This window comes from Paenibacillus hodogayensis (assembly GCF_039536325.1).
Classification (GTDB): Bacteria; Bacillota; Bacilli; order Paenibacillales; family NBRC-103111; genus Paenibacillus_AB; species Paenibacillus_AB hodogayensis.
On sequence record NZ_BAAAYO010000010.1, the window covers coordinates 1,257,946 to 1,276,980 of the forward strand.

General features: G+C 52.6%; 17 protein-coding genes and 1 pseudogene. 2 read left to right on the plus strand and 16 right to left on the minus strand.

All coding sequences use genetic code 11. From position 1 onward, the window contains the following. Positions 1-107 precede the first annotated feature (107 nt). The 3 genes from ABD796_RS24410 to ABD796_RS24420 form a co-directional block, all read right to left on the minus strand. Positions 108-1,352, minus strand: a complete 1,245-nt coding sequence (locus ABD796_RS24410; protein WP_344912829.1) for a CynX/NimT family MFS transporter — start codon at positions 1,350-1,352, stop codon at positions 108-110. 215 nt (positions 1,353-1,567) lie between these two features. Next, the gene (locus ABD796_RS24415) at positions 1,568-2,128 is read right to left on the minus strand and encodes a helix-turn-helix domain-containing protein (RefSeq protein ID WP_344912831.1); all 561 of its coding nucleotides are present in this window, start codon (positions 2,126-2,128) and stop codon (positions 1,568-1,570) included. A 214-nt stretch (positions 2,129-2,342) separates the two neighbouring features. Beyond that, the gene (locus ABD796_RS24420) at positions 2,343-2,987 is read right to left on the minus strand and encodes a uridine kinase family protein (RefSeq protein ID WP_344912956.1); all 645 of its coding nucleotides are present in this window, start codon (positions 2,985-2,987) and stop codon (positions 2,343-2,345) included. 48 nt (positions 2,988-3,035) lie between these two features. Here ABD796_RS24420 and ABD796_RS35705 point away from each other — a divergent pair. Beyond that, positions 3,036-3,330: pseudogene (locus ABD796_RS35705) on the plus strand (DDE-type integrase/transposase/recombinase); the annotation flags it as partial. A 114-nt stretch (positions 3,331-3,444) separates the two neighbouring features. On the opposite strand, the gene ABD796_RS24425 reads toward ABD796_RS35705, so the two are convergent. The 7 genes from ABD796_RS24425 to ABD796_RS24455 form a co-directional block, all read right to left on the minus strand. Beyond that, positions 3,445-4,041 (minus strand): hypothetical protein, encoded by a 597-nt coding sequence (locus ABD796_RS24425; protein WP_344912833.1) that lies wholly within the window; start codon positions 4,039-4,041, stop codon positions 3,445-3,447. A 231-nt stretch (positions 4,042-4,272) separates the two neighbouring features. Beyond that, the gene (gene mle, locus ABD796_RS24430) at positions 4,273-5,115 is read right to left on the minus strand and encodes an alpha/beta fold macrolide esterase (protein WP_344912835.1); all 843 of its coding nucleotides are present in this window, start codon (positions 5,113-5,115) and stop codon (positions 4,273-4,275) included. A gap of 481 nt (positions 5,116-5,596) precedes the next feature. Beyond that, positions 5,597-6,364 (minus strand): class I SAM-dependent methyltransferase, encoded by a 768-nt coding sequence (locus ABD796_RS24435; protein WP_344912837.1) that lies wholly within the window; start codon positions 6,362-6,364, stop codon positions 5,597-5,599. 586 nt (positions 6,365-6,950) lie between these two features. Continuing rightward, positions 6,951-8,534 (minus strand): peptide chain release factor 3, encoded by a 1,584-nt coding sequence (locus ABD796_RS24440; RefSeq protein WP_344912839.1) that lies wholly within the window; start codon positions 8,532-8,534, stop codon positions 6,951-6,953. 43 nt (positions 8,535-8,577) lie between these two features. Beyond that, positions 8,578-9,633: a metallophosphoesterase family protein gene (locus ABD796_RS24445; protein WP_344912841.1), complete on the minus strand. Its 1,056-nt coding sequence runs from the start codon at positions 9,631-9,633 to the stop codon at positions 8,578-8,580. A gap of 273 nt (positions 9,634-9,906) precedes the next feature. Continuing rightward, positions 9,907-11,466, minus strand: coding sequence for a glucose-6-phosphate dehydrogenase (gene zwf, locus ABD796_RS24450; RefSeq protein WP_344912843.1), 1,560 nt, complete (start codon positions 11,464-11,466; stop codon positions 9,907-9,909). Positions 11,467-11,617: 151 nt separating this feature from the next. Beyond that, positions 11,618-12,376, minus strand: coding sequence for a YwmB family TATA-box binding protein (locus ABD796_RS24455; RefSeq protein ID WP_344912846.1), 759 nt, complete (start codon positions 12,374-12,376; stop codon positions 11,618-11,620). A 140-nt stretch (positions 12,377-12,516) separates the two neighbouring features. Here ABD796_RS24455 and ABD796_RS24460 point away from each other — a divergent pair, with 140 nt between their 5' ends. Further along, positions 12,517-12,888 (plus strand): hypothetical protein, encoded by a 372-nt coding sequence (locus ABD796_RS24460; protein WP_344912848.1) that lies wholly within the window; start codon positions 12,517-12,519, stop codon positions 12,886-12,888. Between the two features lie 101 nt (positions 12,889-12,989). Here the strand turns inward: ABD796_RS24460 and ABD796_RS24465 are convergent, their stop codons facing one another. The 6 genes from ABD796_RS24465 to ABD796_RS24490 all read right to left on the minus strand — a co-directional run bounded on the left by ABD796_RS24465 (position 12,990) and on the right by ABD796_RS24490 (position 19,024). Next, positions 12,990-13,424, minus strand: a complete 435-nt coding sequence (locus ABD796_RS24465) for a GNAT family N-acetyltransferase (protein WP_344912850.1) — start codon at positions 13,422-13,424, stop codon at positions 12,990-12,992. A gap of 420 nt (positions 13,425-13,844) precedes the next feature. Further along, positions 13,845-14,867, minus strand: coding sequence for a zinc-dependent alcohol dehydrogenase (locus ABD796_RS24470; RefSeq protein ID WP_344912852.1), 1,023 nt, complete (start codon positions 14,865-14,867; stop codon positions 13,845-13,847). A gap of 79 nt (positions 14,868-14,946) precedes the next feature. Then, positions 14,947-15,777, minus strand: a complete 831-nt coding sequence (locus ABD796_RS24475; protein WP_344912854.1) for a sugar phosphate isomerase/epimerase family protein — start codon at positions 15,775-15,777, stop codon at positions 14,947-14,949. 120 nt (positions 15,778-15,897) lie between these two features. Continuing rightward, a complete protein-coding gene (locus ABD796_RS24480; protein ID WP_344912856.1) occupies positions 15,898-17,031 on the minus strand; it encodes an aminotransferase class V-fold PLP-dependent enzyme in 1,134 nt (377 codons plus the stop codon). Between the two features lie 32 nt (positions 17,032-17,063). Beyond that, positions 17,064-17,801: an MBL fold metallo-hydrolase gene (locus ABD796_RS24485; RefSeq protein WP_344912858.1), complete on the minus strand. Its 738-nt coding sequence runs from the start codon at positions 17,799-17,801 to the stop codon at positions 17,064-17,066. A gap of 56 nt (positions 17,802-17,857) precedes the next feature. Beyond that, complete coding sequence (locus tag ABD796_RS24490) at positions 17,858-19,024, minus strand: M20 family metallopeptidase (protein ID WP_344912860.1); 1,167 nt, start codon at positions 19,022-19,024, stop codon at positions 17,858-17,860. Positions 19,025-19,035: the final 11 nt, after the last annotated feature.

A 19,035-nucleotide genomic window follows, 5' to 3' on the forward strand; every position in this document is an offset into this window, starting at 1 on the left:
CCTAGCTTGAAAAATAGAAAAACACCGCTTCGTTTGGTAAAGTGAGAGTGTCGAGCAATCACTACCAGACAGAAGAGGTGTATTAGCCAGACACCATTGGTACACCGTTAAACAGATTTTCGTCCTTTCCTTGGCAGCTCGTAACTATTTCGGCTACCTACAACACGGTTTCTTGCTGCTCCTATACCGACTAAAAAGAGTAGGACCGAAGCGCCGAGTAGAATGAAAAGTGGCAGGTTCCAACTATTTGTCGCATCATGCAGATATCCTATAAGGGCAGGACCGACTGCGGCAAGAAGATATCCGATCGATTGCGCCATGCCAGACAGTTCTGCTGCTTGATGCGCATTTTCAGTACGTAACCCGAAAAACATCATGGACAAACTAAAGGCGAAACCTACACCTATTCCAAGTAAGATGATCCACAACAGAATGATAGTGGAGCTTCCGTAAAGAAGTCCGAGCGTTCCCGTCAAAAGCAAAATGGTTGTGATGACCACTAACAAACGTTGGCTAGACATGCGCCCAGCAATAACGGGGACAATAAAGGCAAATGGAAGCATAACTAACTGCATGATCGAGAGGTACCATCCTGATTGGCCGGAGTCAATTCCATGCTGCTTTAAAATCTCAGGCAACCATGCGATCAACACATAGAAAACCATGGACTGTATACCCATAAACATGGTTACTTGCCAGGCAAGCGGGGATCGCCAAACATTCACATCGTTGCTGGACATCTGTTGACTCGTCGTGGCTGTTTGTTTCGTCTGATTTCTTAATTGCGGTAACCAACAGAGGATCGCTACAAAGCTTAGAATCCCCCATATTCCCAATGCTCCCTGCCATTTTAGACCTGCGTTCACGGCTAGCGGTACACTGATTCCCGATGCGATTGCTCCACATAAATTCATTGAAATGGAGTAAACACCTGTCATGGAGCCAATTTTCTTGGGGAAATCCCTTTTGATTATACTTGGCAATAATACATTACATACGGCAATGGCGAATCCAAGAATTGCTGTCCCAATAAACAGACTAGCTGCGCCAGATAAAGAACGTATTACAATACCTACAGTCAGAAAGATTAGGGCGATCATTATGATACGTTCAACCCCATACCTTCGTCCTAATTTTGGTACTAGAGGCGATAATAAGGCAAAGGCAAGCAAGGGTACCGTTGTTATCAGACCTGCTAATGTATTTGAAATATGAACGTCATCCCTTATGAGACTCACTAAAGGACCGACTGAGGTTAAGGGAGTACGTAAATTAGCTGCAATAACAATAATGCCGAGAATGATCAGCCCTATAGAGGATGGTACGGCTTTTTTATTTTGTTTGTTTGGCATTCTTCATTTCTCCTTCCTGAATTCATACGTACTAATTTTTTCCTGCTGATTGGAAAAAACTATGCAACAACATCCGCGCGAACAATTAAAGTATATTATAATATATTATTTTTAACAACAAGCATTTCATAACATACTTAAACTCATTAAAAAAACAACTCTGAATTCCCGTCATGGAATTCGGAGTTGTTTTTTATAAGTGAAATTTTCGAATTTTAGAAACCATACTGTAAGGATATATGGAGCACGGTTTCGCTATTCGTATGATTGACATAGGAATGAGGACAATCTGCACGAAAACTGATCGTATCGTATTGATTCAGTGTGTAAATCTCTCCATTGACTTGAATTTCAATGGAACCAGTCATTACGGTCGCAATTTCAGTTGTGTTCACATGATGACCTTCAGGGTGATACGAGCTATGCGGCTGTAAGTAAGCCCGACACATCTCAATATCGTTGCTTTTAAAGACTGGTTCAATGATCCAATTTTTCTGATCATTAGAAAACCGCAGTCCTTCGCCTGCTCGATACAAACTAACAGGGTCTTCTGATTTGAACAACGCCAACAGCGGTAAAGATATGCCTTTTGAAATTTTCCATATAATCGCCAAAGTAGGATTTGTCTCGCCACGTTCGATATTCCCCAGAGTAAGTTTGCTTACGCCCGTTAATTCCGCTAAGTTGTCTAAGCTCATGTTTTTTTCTTTTCTGTACTTTTTCAAAGCACCGCCGATTTGTAATACAATTTGTTTTGATTCATCGATTTCATCCATTTGATATTCACCTCAACAAAAAAGCAGTTATAGCTAGTATATTGTGTATCTGGATTCTTTTCCATACAATTAGTATTTGACGGTGGACTACACTCCTATGAAAAATACTGAACAAAGGCCGGCTGCGCCAGATACAAAGACAATTACAATTATAAACAGGTCTTTTTTGGATTAAGCTATCGTGTCCGATAGTTTAAGTACTTTACTACACATTTTATTTAATACTATTTTTTTCAAGAATATAGTCTTCATTGGAATTTTTTAAAACTAAATCGAAATTCCGATGATAAGGATGCATAAATAAATCATATTGAATTCTTCGCTCTTCATGAGATTTTCTTAAATAATTAATATCTGTTCCTCTTTCGGCAACATCTCGTATACTTCTTCTCATTAGTTCGTTTTCCCCATCTGTATATAAGTAAACTTTTAGATCGTACAAATTGGGATCTGTAAAGGTAACGGTCATGCCTTCCACAATATTTATTTTGTTTTCGGAGGAAACCAACACACTCTTTGTATAGTTCGTGCCTATTGTATAAAAATCTAAACTATCTCTCATCATATGAATGTCTCTCTCTAAAGCGAATACATTATGAGCGGCAGGATAACAAGCTGTCATTTTCTCTTGATGCTGTTCATTCTTATATTCATAGTTGATTAAAGTGTACTTCCTAAGATGAGAACCGATAATATAAGGATCTGTATTGATATAATTTACATTGTCATGTCCCAGAAGTTTTAATAGATTATGGGCAAACGTTGTCTTTCCAGACGCACCGTGACCCGAAATCCCAATGATAAATCTTTTATCTTCTCCTCTAACCGAATTGGCTATCTCATGCAAAACACTGTCCATATTTACCCCCATTCGGTTTATTGATTTTTGTTCAATGTCTTGCCTCTTAAAGTAACCCAGAAATTTTCCCAGCAGGGAACAAAAATCTCGCAGCGAACGGTAACCCGAATCATGAAAAAGAACGGCCTGCGCTCCAGAACCGTCAAGAAATACAAAGCGACGACGAACTCCAAATAGCATGCCTGTACAGGAAAACGTATTAAACCGTGAATTCGTCGCAAGCAAGCCCGGTGAGAAATGGGTGAAGGACATCACCTAACTGAGCACAGCCGAAGGCTGGCTGTATTTGGCGACCGTCATGGACCTGTTCTCCCGTAAAATCATCGGATGGCGTATGACACACACAAAGTTAATCGACAATCACAGCAATTCACTATCTCAGAGAGTTACTAAAACATGAATCTTCGAGATGCAACGAATATTTACGACTATTGGCCAGTAATAACCTGATCTGAAGTTATTCAACACTCTCCATTTTTGAAAGATAAAAGTCCTCCCAATTATCTCTTGTGTTCTTTGATTGTGGATTAGCAGGAATTGTAATTTTTTCCGTTGGGAAGTAAAAATATTTTTTTTGGGTATGCTTTTGCAATCCTGAAATTTTCTTTAAGTCCCTTTGAAATGTTCGATAAAAAGATTGGATTTGTTTGTTAGGATTCTTTGATATCATACGCATTTGTATAAGTTCTCGACTTTTATCGGTTTCTCTACCGCCTTTAACTTCAATAGAATAGGAGCCTGGCGTATCGTAAAAAAATCCATTTTTTTTGATTTGTGTTATATCTTGTACGGGATAGCAGGAGAAGAAAAAAGAGTTATATGCAGTATCATTAAAATAACTGGCGAACAAATCGATTTCTTTACTTTCAAAAGATAAGTATTGACGTTCACCCTTTGCGTTAATAAATATTTCGGCATATAGTTTAACTCCATGACTCAGCATTGCATTATGGCTCTCCGTAAGAAAATCCATAACAGGCATTGAAATATTAAAATAGATAGCTATACAATTTCCCTCCTCATCCAAAATATAAATGAATAGTGCGTTATTCAAGTTAAAATTTAACCGTACTTAACGAATCTTAAACAGAATAGAGCCAATCTAGCCTTCTCACCAGCTCATGCATTCCCAAGGTAAGAAGCACGGAGTACCGGGAGACGTTACGTAAGTGGGCTTTGACCCGTTCCGTTTGAAAAACGCCCTCCACTCACACTCTATAGGGGAGTGAATTCCTGCGAATCATGAGTCTGGATGAGAAAACGGAATCTTTTTGAGGGAGCTGAACTAATTTGGTAGTGAACTGTGCTTTGAAATAGAATCGATTATTAAACCCCAGTCGTCACAATGAAGCTCATGCCCCGTACCTTCCAATGTCAGTAAAACCGCACCCGGAATTTCGTTAGCAAGATTTTTTCCGTGTTCGTAAGGGATAATGGGATCTTCAGTACCGTGTATAATCAGCGCAGGCACCTTGATTTCCCCCGTCCTAGATAGATAGGATTCTCCACCTGTCAGCAAGGCGTGATTACTCATGCTTGCCGGGTTGTTGCTTCTTGCAAATTCTTTTTTAGCCAAATTGCCAACTGTTATCTCATGAAAAGGATGCTTTGAACCTGCTAGGATTCTTGATCTATCCATAGCATATTCGGCTACCGATTGTTCATTAGTCCAATCTACTACCTCCATATTTGAGAAAAAATCCATTATCCTTTCCTCCATCGGAGGGAGATGCGGAGCAAAGTTGGACGTTGATAGGAGGGTAATGGTTAAAACTCTCTCCGGATGCCGCAGAGCTATCATTTGAGTCAACATACCGCCCATGGACATGCCTACGATATGCGCTTGCTCAATCTTATAAGCATCCAAAACTCGAATGGCATCATCTGCCATGTCTTCGAAAGTATAACCCGGTTGACCGGGTTCGTAAGTTGTTGAACGTCCAACATCGCGGTTATCATAACGAATGACAAAGCTCCCTGCATCCGCTAAACGCTGACAAAACTCTTCTTCCCACCAAATCATGGAGGATTGGGCACCCATAATCAGCAAAATGGCCGGGTTAACTGGTTTTCCAAAACTGTCTGTACATATTTCAATTCCATCTACTTTTATTAATCGCTCATTCATGTAAATTCCTCCAATTTTTTATACAAAATAAAAAAACACAGGCTATTGGCCTGTGCAAGCAGTAATCGAAAAAGAATTGGAGAATGAACGCAAGAAGAGGATTACCCTATGATAGACTCGCAGTCCAGTCACTGGATAGATCACAAATGGGTCCATTCCATTTCTTCAAATCAGTCTATGCGACATGAGGTTATCGTTCCCTCTGTCCCCAATCGCATATAACTAAACTGGGTTACCGCGAAGGCAAACCATTCTTCGATTACTATGCACACCAAATAGCCTTAAACCACTATTTGATTTATTGTGCAAAGAATATCGAAGAATTAGTTTAACACACGTAACCCCTCCGTCCATATCAATTAAAGCAATGTTAACATATGATAAATTTCCATGTCAATACTTAGAAAATTTTCTTCACGTACCCGTAGCATAGCCATGCCCCATATATTCGTGTGGCGCCATAAAGGTTTCCACAATAAACTTACTTTCTTGCTCTAATAATCATAAAGTTTTGATCTTGATTTACTTCTTGTAAGTAATAACCACCATATACAGAGACATCATTGAATCCGACCTTTTCAAGCATCATGATAAATTCATACTTAAAGAACCATCGTAATTTGGTAGTGCTATACTGGGTATCAATTAGAACGCCATCTTTAAAAATTTCATAACGTTCTGTCTTAGTTTGAACTTGTTCAAGGAAATTAACTTTTGATTTCGAGCTTATTTTTACTTCCGATCCATCGCTTCTCGTACCCATAAGGCCTGGTACCCATTCATCATCATTATTTAAGAGCTGATCTTTAGGTATAAAGAGAGGAATTAAGGTTTGGCCACCATGTTCAAGATGTGCATAAATTCTCTCTAAAGCCTTCAATGCGTCTTCTCTTTCTGATAAAAGCATAAATGAAGCTGCTGGAATATAAATTGTCTTATACTTTTTCGGTAAATTAAGATGCTGCATGTATTGATCATACAATACCGGTGAAAGCTTATTTATTTCGGCTTTTGCCCTGCATATATCCAACATGGCCTTTGAGCAATCAACCCCATCAACATCAAGACCCTCATCCAAATAAGGTAATAATAATCTTCCAGTCCCACACCCAAGCTCCAAAGCCGCTCCTGGAACCTCTGTAATCATTTGTTTATAAAACTCAGTATCATCAAATGTTCCACCGGAAAATCGCATATCGTATGTTTCAGCAACGATGCCTTCATAGGATTTAACATTGTTAAACGACATAATCTGTTAATCACTCCCATGTTATAAATGTTTATACTCACGGAAGGAAAAGAAATTAAACCTTCCGCACCTCTGTATATATGGTGTTTGCAGTAATGTTATTGGTAATCATCATAATCACTCGCTTCCATATTTAGTAATTTCAGATTAGCGCTTTATGTTATATATGTCTAGAAGAAAACCACTAAATAAGCTTAATGAGTCGGACAAGTTGCTCGCTTGATAAGCTCATATGTACCCTGTAGCCTTCAACTTAAGCCTCTACAGCAGCCACTCTCTTGATTGGAAATACCATCCCATAACTCGTTTCTGTCGTATCCAGGTACAGTCCCTATTCTCTCTAACAACCCTACTTCATAGTAAAGCACAAGTTATTCTTCATCAACTTTCAAAAACTTACGTTCGTATTTTCTTCTTCAAATGCAGATTTTGGCATACCCTACTCACGCATTTTCTGAAAACAGGAAATCGTTCAATCTTCTATTTTCTAACCAAATAGCCCCCGATCTCCCTTAAGGATCACACGGGGGCTATACATATTGTTTATTTCAGAGCCGTGGCAGTCTGCCTACAAGGAGCGTCGGACTTACGGCGCCGTCTCCAGAAACTTCGCCTGCGGCATTTTCTCCATGGCGCTGCGCATCGCGTACTCGTTCTCGAACAGAGCCACGAAGTTGTCCTTCTTGTCCTTCACCAGCTGCGAGTTGACGCGGAACTTGGACGGATCGAGCTTGTCGTCGATTACCCAGCGGGCAAACTGGAACGGCAGCCGGTACAGCAATATATCTACGCCGTATTCCGCGCGCATCCGGTGCTCCATGACCTCGAACTGCAGCTGCCCGACGACGCCGAGGATCAGCTCGTCGAAGCCGCTTGTCGTCTGGAACACCTGAATGGTGCCCTCCTCGGTCAACTGGTCGATGCCTTTAAGAAACTGCTTTTGCTTCAAAGCGTTTTTGATCGTCACTTTGCTGAACAATTCCGGGGAAAATGTCGGCAGCTCGTCGAAGATGATTTCCGATCCCTGCGACAAGGAGTCTCCGATCCGGAAAATGCCTGGGTCGAACAGCCCGATAATATCGCCCGGGTACGCCACTTCGACGATATCCCGCTCCTGGGCCAGAAATTGCTGCGGTTGGGACAGCTTGATTTCCTTGCCTGCGCGTATATGCTTGACGGCCATACCGCGCTCGAACTTGCCGGAGCATATCCGCAGGAACGCGATGCGGTCGCGGTGCGCCGGATTCATATTCGCCTGGATTTTGAACACATAGCCGGAAAATTTCTCGTACGTCGGCTCGATTTCGCCCTGGCTGCTGTTGCGCGGCTGCGGCTGCGGTGCCAGCTCCAGGAAGTTTTCCAGAAACGTCTGCACGCCGAAGTTGTTGATCGCGCTGCCGAAGAACACCGGCGTCAGTTCGCCCTTGCTTACTTTCTCCAGATCGAATTCGTCACCGGCGACGTCCAGAAGCTGCAGCTGCTCCTGAAGCTGCTCGTATAAAAATTCCCCGGCGATTTCCTTCACGATCGGATCGTCGTAGCCGCTGACCTTACGCACTTCGATATGGTCGTGATCGCCGTTCTGGAACAGCTCCAGCTGCTTGCGGACGCGGTCGTATACGCCGCAAAACTGCTTGCCCGAGCCGATCGGCCAGTTCATCGGGTACGAACGGATGCCGAGCACCTGCTCCAGCTCTTCCATCAGGTCGAACGGATCGCGCCCTTCGCGGTCCATCTTGTTCATGAATGTGAAGATCGGAATGCCGCGCTTGCTGCACACCTGGAACAGCTTTTTCGTCTGCGCCTCGACCCCTTTGGCCGAGTCGATCAGCATGACGGCGCTGTCCGCGGCCGTCAACGTCCGGTACGTGTCTTCGCTGAAATCTTGGTGACCGGGGGTATCGAGAATGTTGACCCGATGGCCCGCGTAGTCGAACTGCATGACGCTCGACGTTACCGAAATACCGCGCTGCTTCTCGATTTCCATCCAGTCCGAGGTTGCATGACGGCTCGCCTTGCGCCCCTTGACCGTACCGGCCAAACGGATAGCCCCTCCGAACAGGAGCAGCTTCTCCGTCAATGTCGTCTTCCCCGCATCCGGGTGAGAAATTATCGCGAACGTTCTTCTTTTATCCACTTCATTCTGCATAATCGTTGCCGTTTGGTTCATCGTGTCTATCCCTTCCAAAATCGCTGTTCTGCTTTAAGTATGGTCAAACTTTCGTTCGTTCAAGCGGTATCGTCCAATTGGCGGAGTCCAGCCATTCCTTCTTGGCGAACTCCCTGCCGCGCAGCACGACCCGGTCCGCATAAGCCTGCACGTAAAGCCCCTGCGACTTCTCGGCGCCGCCTTGGCTCCGCGTTCGGCCGACGGAGGCGTTCACGATCCAGTGGAACGCTTCCTTGTTGTAGTGCTCCGTGCCGTTGTCGAAATCCTGATGCGTGTGGCCGGAGATCACGAAGACGTTTGGATACGGCTCCAGAATGGCGCGGAATTCCTTGGCCCGCACGACGCGGTGCGAACCCCCGTCCTGCCCGACCGGCGGAAGCGGCTGGTGGATAATGACGAAGATCGGCTTGCCTTTCGGCGCTTCCTTCAGCTTCCCCTTCAACCAGTCCAGCTGCTCGTCGGAATACCAGGCCCCTTCGCCAACCTCGGGCATTTCTTGGGAATAGGCTTCCTGCGACATCAGGATGATCGAGTAGCCGTTTACCGTAATATCCTTGTAAGGCTTCGTATAGTTGAACATTTTCATAAAGCGCGCCCGGGAATCCGCGTCCGATTTGCCATTCGGGAACGATTCGCGGGCGAAGCCGCCGTTCTTGTCGATCCAGACGTTGTAATAATCGTGGTTCCCCATATTCGCGTACAGGGGCGGAAGCTTGTAGCTGCCGATAATTTTTTGCAATTCCTTATACTCGCTTTCCATCCCGTAATCGGTCAAATCCCCGCCCAGCAGCAGCGTATCGACCGGCGACTCGAAATGGACGATCTGATCGAGCGCTCCCTTCAATTTGCGCGGGGTGCTCTCGTCATAGATGGATACGTGCAGATCGCTCAGTACGAAAAAAGATAGCAGCGGCTCCGTGGCGGGAGGCGCCGGCTCCTGAGGCGGCGGCGAGGCGTGCTCGGGCTCCGAAGCGATGACGGTCGTCATCGGCGGCGCGTCCTTGCCCAGCCGGTTCAGCAAATGAAACAAACCGTAAAACGCTCCCGCCACCAGGGCGATCGCCGACAGCAGCCACTTGATAAATCCGCGTCTTGACATAAGCTCTCACTCTCATTGTCTAGGATAACTGTTGCTGATGTTATTATAAGGAACATGTCGTATCCGCGTCTATCCCGAATGCAAACAACGGAACCCGCGTTCTCCATTTGCCCGACTCCTGCTTCCGCTACACCCGAAACGAGGTCAAATGAGGTACGAAGGTTCCGCTGTCCGCTATTTTACTATATGCGTCTATGGCCCGAATGCGCTACTTCCCCGTACCGGAAGATGTTCTTCGTCGGCCCGGGAAGCCCGCGAGCGGCGCGAACCGGACTACTTCGTCGTCACCGGCGTCGCCCATACGACCTCGCCTTCCTTTTGCCCGTTCACTGGCCACCACTTGAACCCGTCGCGAGCCAGAAGCTGATGCGCCGCCTCCGGTCCCCAAGTGCCCGCCGCATAAGCGTGCAGCACGCTGCTGGAATCGCGCCATGCCGATTCGATCCGATCGACGAACTTCCAGGCAAGCGCAACCTCGTCCCATCTGGTGAAATACGTCGAGTCGCCCCGGGCCGCATCGTACAACAGCCGCTCGTAAGCTTCCGGCGTATTGATACCCACCTCGCAGCTTTGGCAAAAATCCATCGCGATCGGCACGATACCCCATTGGGAGCCCGGCTGCTTGGCGTTCATTTTCAAATAGATGCCTTCGGTCGGATTGACGCGGAATACGAGCAGGTTCGGCTCCAGCTTCGTCTTTTGCGAGAAGTAGACGTTTTCCGGCATATTCTTGAATTCCACGACGACCTCGGTCGTCTTCACCGGAAGCCGCTTGCCGGTTCTGATGTAGAAAGGCACACCCGCCCAGCGGAAGTTATCGACGAACACCTTGGCGGCAAAGTACGTTTCCGTCACGGAATCGGCAGGAACGCCCTCTTCGTCGCGGTAAGCCGGCGCCGGCTTGCCCTTCATCTCGCCTGCGGCGTATTGGGCGCGAACGACGTTGGCTTGCACTTCGTCGTACTCTTTGAACACGCGCAGCGAGCGCAGCACCTTGACCTTCTCGTCGCGAATGTCCTCCGGCTCCATCCGGCTCGGGGGCTCCATCGCCATCATCGTAATCATCTGCAGCATATGGTTCTGCCCCATATCACGGAGCGCTCCGGCATGATCGTAGTAGCCGCCTCGTTCCTCGACGCCGACCGTTTCGCTGAGCGTAATCTGAATGTTGGCAATGTATTTGTTGTTCCAGAGCGGCTCGAAGAAGGCGTTGGCAAAGCGGACCACCTCGATGTTTTGCACCATTTCCTTGCCGAGATAGTGGTCGATCCGGTAAACCTCTTCCTCTTGAAACACTTGGCGGATCTGCTCGTTCAGCTTCTCCGCCGAAGGGAGATCGTACCCGAACGGCTTCTCGATCACGAGCCGGCGCCAGCCGCGGGATTCCAGCAGCCCGCCGTCGCGCAGGTTGAAGCTGACGCTGCCGAATAGCTCCGGGGCGAGCGCCAAGTAGAACAACCGGTTTCCGCCGATGTCGTATTGCTCATCCAATTGGTCGGCGAGGCCCCGCAGCTGCTGGAACGCCTCCAGCTTGTTAATATCTAGCGACATATAGTGGAAATGGTCGGCGAACTCTTCCCATTGCCGGTCTTCCTCACCCTGGTAGCGGGCGAATTCCTCGATGGAGTGCCGGACGTCCTCGCGGAACTGCTCGTTCGTGCGCGGACGGCGAGCCAATCCGATGACGGCAAACTTGTCGGACAGCTTGCCTTCCCGGTACAGACTATAGAAGGCTGGGAACAGTTTCCGGCGGGCCAAATCGCCCGTTGCGCCAAAAATGAAAAAGAGCGTGCGATCCGCTCCGAAATCGCCGATATCCCCTGTATGTGTCATCGTTCATCATCTCTCCTAGCTATTGACGGCCTTTCTTCCCTTGCCGTTCCTGTATGTAGTGTAGCATAACATAACGAGACAATCCATGATTTTGGAAGCCGAATGAAAACTTGCGGAGCCCAGCCCAAGAGGGTCACAAACGTCAGTGCCGTCACGGCTCCGACACGATAAGAGGGGTGGCCACCGTCAGCTTGTACGTGCCGTAAATCGAATCGCGGTGCAGCGCAACTTGCAAATTCACCCGGCCGCTGCCGCTGCGCACCCCGGGATGCAGCAGCTTGCTGGCATAAGAAACGATCTCGCTGCCGGAGTCGCTGTACGACTCCACCGGCTGCGCTTTGTATACGTCCGCGATGCGCGTCTTCAGCGCCTTCAGTCCCTCGTCCGACAGAGCGCCCGCGCCGCCTCGCAGCGTCACCATCCACTGCGCCTTGACGCCAAGCTGCTCCAGCCGGGCCACAGTATCACCCGCCCAGGCCAGCAGCTTGTCCTTTCCCGTGCCGGCTGGCGCGTCCCAGCGCACGATCAGATTCGTGGCGCCGTCCTCCCATCCGGACAAGCCGATCTCCAGCTTGCCGTCCGCGCCAACCGCGGGCTGGCCGGAAGCGCTGTATACGCGGTGCCCGTTCGGATCGTGCATCGGCTTGGCGGCCGGCAACCCAAACTGCTGCGAGACGTCCTCGCCGAGCCGGGCAAAAGCCGCGTCGTCCTTGGCCGTGCGGAACGGTCCGGAATGCTGGAGCACGATCGAATACGGGGCGGTATAGATGCTCGCCGCAGCCTGAAGCATCGTTTCCGCATCGGTTATCGCGCCTTGCGCCGCCCGGTTCGCTCCGGTGTATGCCGTCCAGCCGCTTAATACGATCGCTCCGAGCAGCAGTATGCCCCAGAGCCGGTTCGCTTGCTTCATGGTCCGATACCCCCAGTCCACTGATGGAATCTGTCGTTCGGCTAAAAATAGGCGCACACCCCTTGGGCGTATGACCATGCGCAAGAAATCTCCGGTGAATAGCCTATTTCTAAGAAACCCATTGCGGAGGTGCAGGTGAGATGGAACAAATCGTTCCGATTACTGAAGAAGTATGCAGCCGTTTTGTCGGCTTCCCGGTTTGCGCCGTTCTGAACGACGGCACCCGGCATTACGGAATTATTAGCAGAGTGCGCAGCGAAAGACTGGTGCTCAATGATACGGGGGATGACCCCGAATCGACCGGTATTCCGAGGCGCTCGAAGGGCAAGAACGGGGCTTCGACTACCGCCCGGAACAGAAAATCGCGTAAAAGCGGTCAAAAAACCGGAACGGCAAGGCTCTCCGCGTTCCCGAACGAGGAAGCCGTCCCGCAATCCCCGATCCCTTCTCTGTTCGGCGAGAAAGTGTCGCTCGATCTGGCGAATATCGCCGCCTTGTTCCCGCTGCTATAGCGCGAACGCTCCGACGAAACGCACGAGCGTATTCGGCGGCCGGGCGCACAGCCCGGTTGCGCCGAAGCCCCATTCCGCGAGGATGGGGCTTTTTGTCGCGGCTATAGCCGCTTGGTCATGGAGATGAATGCCATTGTCGGATAATAACGCTCCTCCGCATACCCTTTGCGGGCGTAGAAAGCGCGGGCTTTGCCGTTGGCCGCGTCGACGAACAGCCGCATCGTCCGGTTCCCTTTGCGGCGGGCATACGCTTCGGCCGTATCCAGCAATGCTGAGCCCCAGCCGAGCCCCTGGCTGCCGCGTTCGACAGCCAGCATATCGAGCAGCATATCGGAACCGACGGGTCGCACCGAAGCGAAGCCGACCGTTCTGGCGGAGGCGGCGACGAAGGTGACGTTGCCGTTCAGCCGGGTGCGCACCTCCGCGGGGTTCCAGCGCATATCCGGCTTCGTGGCGACGGTAAACACAAACAGCTCCCGTTTAATCATATCGAGAATCGCGGAATCGTCCAGGCGGGGCTTCCGTGCCCTGATCATAGTCCTCATCCTTCCGGCCGGCCCGCCTTGTCGCTCTGGTTGGCCGCATCGCTGCCTGCGGCGGGAAGAGCGTGCCGCCCTTGAAGGGCAGGCAAGCTGACTCACGCACAGTTTATGTGCGCGGCTGACGGATGGTGAGACCGAAAAAGCGTTAAAGCGGCTGTTCATGGCGGAAACCGCGAGGTCCGCTCCCCTACTTTTTCCACTTGCTGCTCCACTTGCTGCTCATGATCCAGGAAAAAATAACCGTTGCTATAATAAAAACGACGAGCACGACCCACTGCGTACCGCTCATTCTTGTTCCTCCACACGTATGCGACGGAAGTTCCGCCTTGCTTACCGTTATTGTACCGGGAACGTCCCATAACGTCAAAAGCCGCCCTCCAAGGGCGGCCCGACAGCCAGCGGCAAGCCTGGCGTTTATTGCAAAAAGATTTTGCCGACGTGCACCCGGCCGGCGACAAGGTCGGCGAACGCCTCGCCTCCCGCCTCCAGCGGACGCACCTCGGTCCAGCCCGTCTCGACAATGCGACCCTCGGCAAGCAGCCGGACCGCATCGTGGAAATCTTGCCGGGAATAACAGAACGAACCGAGCACTTCGATTTCGCTGCGGATCAAATGGTTGATCGGCAGCTGCGTCTCGTCGATGCCGAGCCCGATATTCATGATCGTCCCGCCCGGCCGGACGAGCCGCATCGCCGCTTCGCGCGTCGGCTGATAGCCGGCCGCATCGATGACGACGTCGACTCCGGCTTCCCCGAACACGTCGCGGACGCGTTCGCCGAGCTGCTGTCCGCGCGGGTTCGCCGTCTCTCCGATGCCGAGCGCGGCGACCAGCTCCAGCCGCTTGTCGTTCGTATCCGCGATCAGCACGCGGGAAGCTCCGAGCAGCTTGGCCGTCATCGCGCACAGCAGCCCGATGCCGCCGGCTCCGAACACAAGCACGCTTGCGAACGGATGCCGCTCCAGCGCCCGCCGCGTAGCCCGCAGCGAGCAAGCCAGCGGTTCGGCCAGCGCCGCCCGCAACGGGCTGATGCCGTCCGGCACCGGCACGACCGCGGAGCGCGGCACGGCGACCCGTTCGCCGAAGGCGCCCGGGCGATGAACGCCGACCAGCGACCGGCGCGCGCATAGCTGCGGCAAGTCGCGCCGGCACAACGCGCAATCGCCGCAGGCGGTCAGCGGGTTGACGACCACCTTCTGCCCGACCCGCAGCGTGGAACCCCCGCCCGCTTCGCCCAGCTCCTCAATCGTGCCGCAAAACTCGTGTCCCATGACAAGCGGCGGCACACGCAGGCTGTTGTGCCCCAAGTATCCTTCGATCTCCGAGCCGCAGATGCCAACCGCTTCGACACGGATGACTGCTTCATCCGGCTTGCATGCGGGCTGCGCCATCTCCCGCAGCTCCATCGTCTCCACGCCGGTCCATACCAGTGCCTTCACGACTGTATGCCCCCTAGTTACCAATTTGGCTTTGGCCTGCAGCCTTCATAACGAATCGGCAGCAGTCAGTTGCGAAAGGCTACACTCGCGCTCCCGCCACGTGCTTTTGCAAATAGTGGATTGTCTCGACAATATCGCGGTTCTTTTCCTCTTCCCCGACGCGTCCTTCCCGCTCGATAATCCATTCCCCTCGGAAGCCTTGCGCCTCGAGTCCGGCGAACAGCTTCGGAAAGTCGACCTTGCCTTTGCCGACCGCAACCTGCTCGCCCAGCTCGTCGCCGTTCGTCGGATAGAAGCCGTCCTTGACGTGCACGTTGCGGACGTAAGGGCCGATGACGTCCAGCGCGTCCACCGGGTTGCCTTTGCCGTACAGGATCAGGTTGGCCGGGTCCAGATTGATGCCCAGGTTGCCGGTGCCGACCCGCTCGATCGTACGCAGCAGCACGACGGGCGTCTCCTGCCCCGTTTCGAACCAGAACTCGATCCCTTTCTCCCCGCAATATTCGGCCACCTCGCGAATCGCATCGACGACAGGGCCGTATTGGGCGTCGGTTGCATTTTCCGGAATGAATCCGCAATGGGTAATAACGGCGGGAGCGCCGATCCACACGGCAAAATCAGCCCACCGCTTCATCGCCTCCACGCGTTCGGCCCGCAGTCCTTCCGGCACAAAGCCGAGCGTTACCGGCCCCTTCCTGAAGTTCCATTCCCCCTGCCCGGGAAATCCGCCCCACATCGCGCAAACGCGGACGCCGCTCCGCTCGGACTCGCGGACGACCGCTTCGGCGTTCGCTTCCGTAGCCAGTGTCGGGGCCATGCTAGCCAGTTGGCACGTACGCAGACCGAATTGCCGGACGATATCGAAGCTTTTGCCATCGGCATGCAGACGGGTAATGATACCGATATCCATTATCGGAAAACCCCCGTTTCCCTTTTAATGAAGTGAATGGTTATTGCCGTTCATCTTTAACGGCGCTTAGCGTCATTCGAATGACCGAAACATGGCCTTCGTTCCATCGATCCTCCGCATTCAGGAGGCTTGCTCCCGTGCGATGACCTCCAACTGTCCGACCAAGCGGGCGACGTCATCGGAATTGTTGTACAGATGGATGGAAGCGCGCAGCCGCCCGTCCCCGCCCCATACGTACGTCCCCCTTTTCAACAGCTCGTCGGCATACCGCTCGCCGTCCTCGCATACGAACGATATGTTGCCCGCCCGCTCCTCCGGCCGCTCTGGAGTCATCGGCTTGTAGCCGATCCGTTTCATCCCCTCGATCAGCTCCGCGCCCAGCTCGAGCACATGCCGCTCGATTCGTTCGATGCCGACCGACAGCAGCAGGTCCGTCGAAGCTTTCATCGCGTACAGCATGGGATAGGCCGGATATCCGCCCTCGAAGCGGCGCGCATCCGGAAGAAACCGGAAATGCTCGAAGCGAGTGTCGCTGAACATATCCTCTACGCTGCGCCAACCTGCGCTCCTCGGCATAAGCTGCGACGCGCGCTCCGGATTAATCGCCAGAACGCCGCCCCCGTGTCCGGCCATCAGCCATTTGTAAGAGCTCGCTACAATAAAATCGGCATCGTTGATCCGGACCGGCACCACGCCGAGCGACTGCGTCGCATCCAGAAGAAGCAGCGCATTCGTCTGCTTCAGCTCGCGATACAGCTTGGCGCAGTCGATCCGCGCTCCCGACAAATAACTGACATGACTCGTTACGACCATCCGCGTATTCCCGTCCACCATCGCCAGCAGCTCTTCCGCGCTTACCCGCCAAGCTCGGCTGGCGACGACGCGCACCTCCACGCCGGCCGACTTAAGGGCCAGCCACGGCAGTACGCCGGAGGGGAACTCCAGGTCGTGAATGACCACGTTATCCCCGGGCTTCAGCCCGATAGACGAAGCGATCGCAGAGATCGCCTCCGAGGCGTTTGAAAGCAGAGCGATCTGCTCCTGGCTTCCTTGCAGCATAACGGCCAGATTGTCCCGGCACGCCTGCTCCACTTCGCTGTTGAGCTTTCGGCCCACAGGGCCTTTGGAGCGGTTCGCGACATAAGCCAGTACGGCATCCCGCATTCCTGCCAGCGGAGGGGATTCGGCTCCGCCGAAAAACCAGGTAGCCTGTTCCAGGCCGATAAAGGCCGAACGTTCAATTAAAGCTTCCATCTGGATACCGCCACCTTTTTCGTTTCGTCCATTTACAAATTCGGGGGCAGATCGAGCCGCTGGAAACACTCGTGCGCCCGCTCGACATGACGGTGCGCTTCCTTCACGACAGGCGCGCCATGGCCGGCGTACAAGGCATCCAAACGCAGCTCGTGAAGCTTGGCAGTCGTCCTGGCGTAATCCTGAATGGAGCAATCCCAGGTCGATTGCAGCACGATCCGGCCCCCGGCGAATATCACGTCTCCGGCAAATATCGCCCGGCCGTCCTCGCCATCCCACAAATAGCTGACATGGCCGAGCGAATGCCCCGGCGTTTCCAGCACCTTCAGCTCCAGCTCCCCTACCCGGATACGGTCGCCTTCCTTCACCGCCCGGTCGACCGGACAAGGAGGGAACCGATAATCCGCAGGGTATATCCCGACACGGATCGCCGCCAGCAGACTGTTCTTCTCCATATCGCCGCTCTCGATCCATGGCGCAGCCTCCTCGGCTGCGATCAGCTCCGCCCCGTACCTGTCGCGAAAATGCCTCGCACCGGCCGCATGATCTCCATGGGCGTGCGTAAGCAGCAGTTTCGTGATGCGTTCCGGTTCCACGCCGGCAGCGGCAATCCGCGCCTCAATCCGCTCCGGCTCCACTCCGCCTCCCGCGTCGATCAGAGCGCACTCCGAGCCTCCGTCCAGCAAATACACATTGCAATCGATGAGATGGGTCATCTGCAAGCCGTGACGCCCGCTGCCGACCATCGTAACGCGCGATGATATACGCATAATAGCCTAAGCCTCCTTGTACGAATAAGTGCGGGCAGGCTGCGCCGCCAGACCGATCAGGACCGGCCGAACGTGCGCGCCAGCTGCAAATAAAATTCCGCCGCCCGCTCGACATCGGCCACCGACACCCATTCGTCATTCGTATGCGCCTGCGCTATCGAACCCGGTCCGTAAACGATGGACGGGATGTTCTTGAACTCCTGCAGCTTGCTCGCGTCGCAGCCGTACGTCACGCCCCGCAGCCGGTCGCTTAGACCAACGGCCGCGGCCGCCTGCGCCGCAGCGGTTACGATCGCCGCATCGTGCGGCGTATCGAGCGCCCAATCCAGTAGCAGTCGATCGACGGTCAGCTTCACGCCCTCGGCAGCCAGCTCTCGCGTCAGCCGCTCCGTCAGCTCGCGCTCGACCGTCTCCGGTCGCTCGCCGGGGATGATGCGCCGGTCCACCTCGATGACGCACCGGTCGGGAACGATGTTGATCTGCGTACCGCCCTGGATCGTACCGACGACAATCGTCGGGCTGCCGCAAAGCGGATGGACGCGCGACGCCAGCTCGGGCTCGAGCCGCTCATGAATGAAGCGAATCACCTTCATCATCTGAATAATAGCGCTGTCCCCTTCGGCCGGCAGCGAGCTGTGGGCCGCCTTGCCGTGCGTCGTCATCGCCACCCGCACGCAGCCCTTGTGGGCCACGGTAATGCCAAGCTCCGTGGGCTCCCCGACTACGGCTCCGGCAATATTCATATCAAGCTCCATAAAAGCAAGCAACCCTTTGTAAGCGTGTTCTTCGTCGACCGAGGCGCATAGTACAAGATCGCCCCCCGCCAGCTCCGGACGCTGCGCGCACTGTTCCATGGCATAAAGCATTCCCGCAAGCGATCCCTTCGTATCGCAAGCGCCGCGACCGTACAGCTTGCCGTCCTTGTACGTGGGCACCAGCGCATCATGCATCGCGCCGAGCGTTACCGTATCCATATGGGCTTCGAACAGCAGCGTCCGGTCCGGCTTGCCCACGCGCAGCTCGATGATCAGATTGTCCCGCCCGGGGAACACGGTCTGTCTCGTCACGGCAAGTCCTGCGGCCTTGCAACGGCGCTCCACATAGTCTGCCATGCTCCCTTCGCCTTGACCGGAGGCGTCGAAATGCGGATTCACGCTCTGGATGCGGATCATATCCTCCAGCATGCTCAATGCCGGATGCTTCGTCATCGTGTGATCGGACACCGTGCTCGTCT

Bases quoted from the DNA above. Each gene is read 5' to 3' on its own strand.
- ABD796_RS24420 (WP_344912956.1), bottom strand. From the start codon at position 2,987: ATGGACAGTGTTTTGCATGAGATAGCCAATTCGGTTAGAGGAGAAGAT.
- ABD796_RS24475 (WP_344912854.1), bottom strand. From the start codon at position 15,777: ATGGATATCGGTATCATTACCCGTCTGCATGCCGATGGCAAAAGCTTC.
- ABD796_RS24455 (WP_344912846.1), bottom strand. From the start codon at position 12,376: ATGAAGCAAGCGAACCGGCTCTGGGGCATACTGCTGCTCGGAGCGATC.
- ABD796_RS24480 (WP_344912856.1), bottom strand. From the start codon at position 17,031: ATGGAAGCTTTAATTGAACGTTCGGCCTTTATCGGCCTGGAACAGGCT.
- ABD796_RS24435 (WP_344912837.1), bottom strand. From the start codon at position 6,364: ATGTCGTTTAACAATGTTAAATCCTATGAAGGCATCGTTGCTGAAACA.
- ABD796_RS24460 (WP_344912848.1), top strand. From the start codon at position 12,517: ATGGAACAAATCGTTCCGATTACTGAAGAAGTATGCAGCCGTTTTGTC.
- ABD796_RS24415 (WP_344912831.1), bottom strand. From the start codon at position 2,128: ATGGATGAAATCGATGAATCAAAACAAATTGTATTACAAATCGGCGGT.
- zwf (WP_344912843.1), bottom strand. From the start codon at position 11,466: ATGACACATACAGGGGATATCGGCGATTTCGGAGCGGATCGCACGCTC.
- ABD796_RS24410 (WP_344912829.1), bottom strand. From the start codon at position 1,352: ATGCCAAACAAACAAAATAAAAAAGCCGTACCATCCTCTATAGGGCTG.
- mle (WP_344912835.1), bottom strand. From the start codon at position 5,115: ATGAATGAGCGATTAATAAAAGTAGATGGAATTGAAATATGTACAGAC.
- ABD796_RS24485 (WP_344912858.1), bottom strand. From the start codon at position 17,801: ATGCGTATATCATCGCGCGTTACGATGGTCGGCAGCGGGCGTCACGGC.
- ABD796_RS24465 (WP_344912850.1), bottom strand. From the start codon at position 13,424: ATGATCAGGGCACGGAAGCCCCGCCTGGACGATTCCGCGATTCTCGAT.
- ABD796_RS24445 (WP_344912841.1), bottom strand. From the start codon at position 9,633: ATGTCAAGACGCGGATTTATCAAGTGGCTGCTGTCGGCGATCGCCCTG.
- ABD796_RS24440 (WP_344912839.1), bottom strand. From the start codon at position 8,534: ATGAACCAAACGGCAACGATTATGCAGAATGAAGTGGATAAAAGAAGA.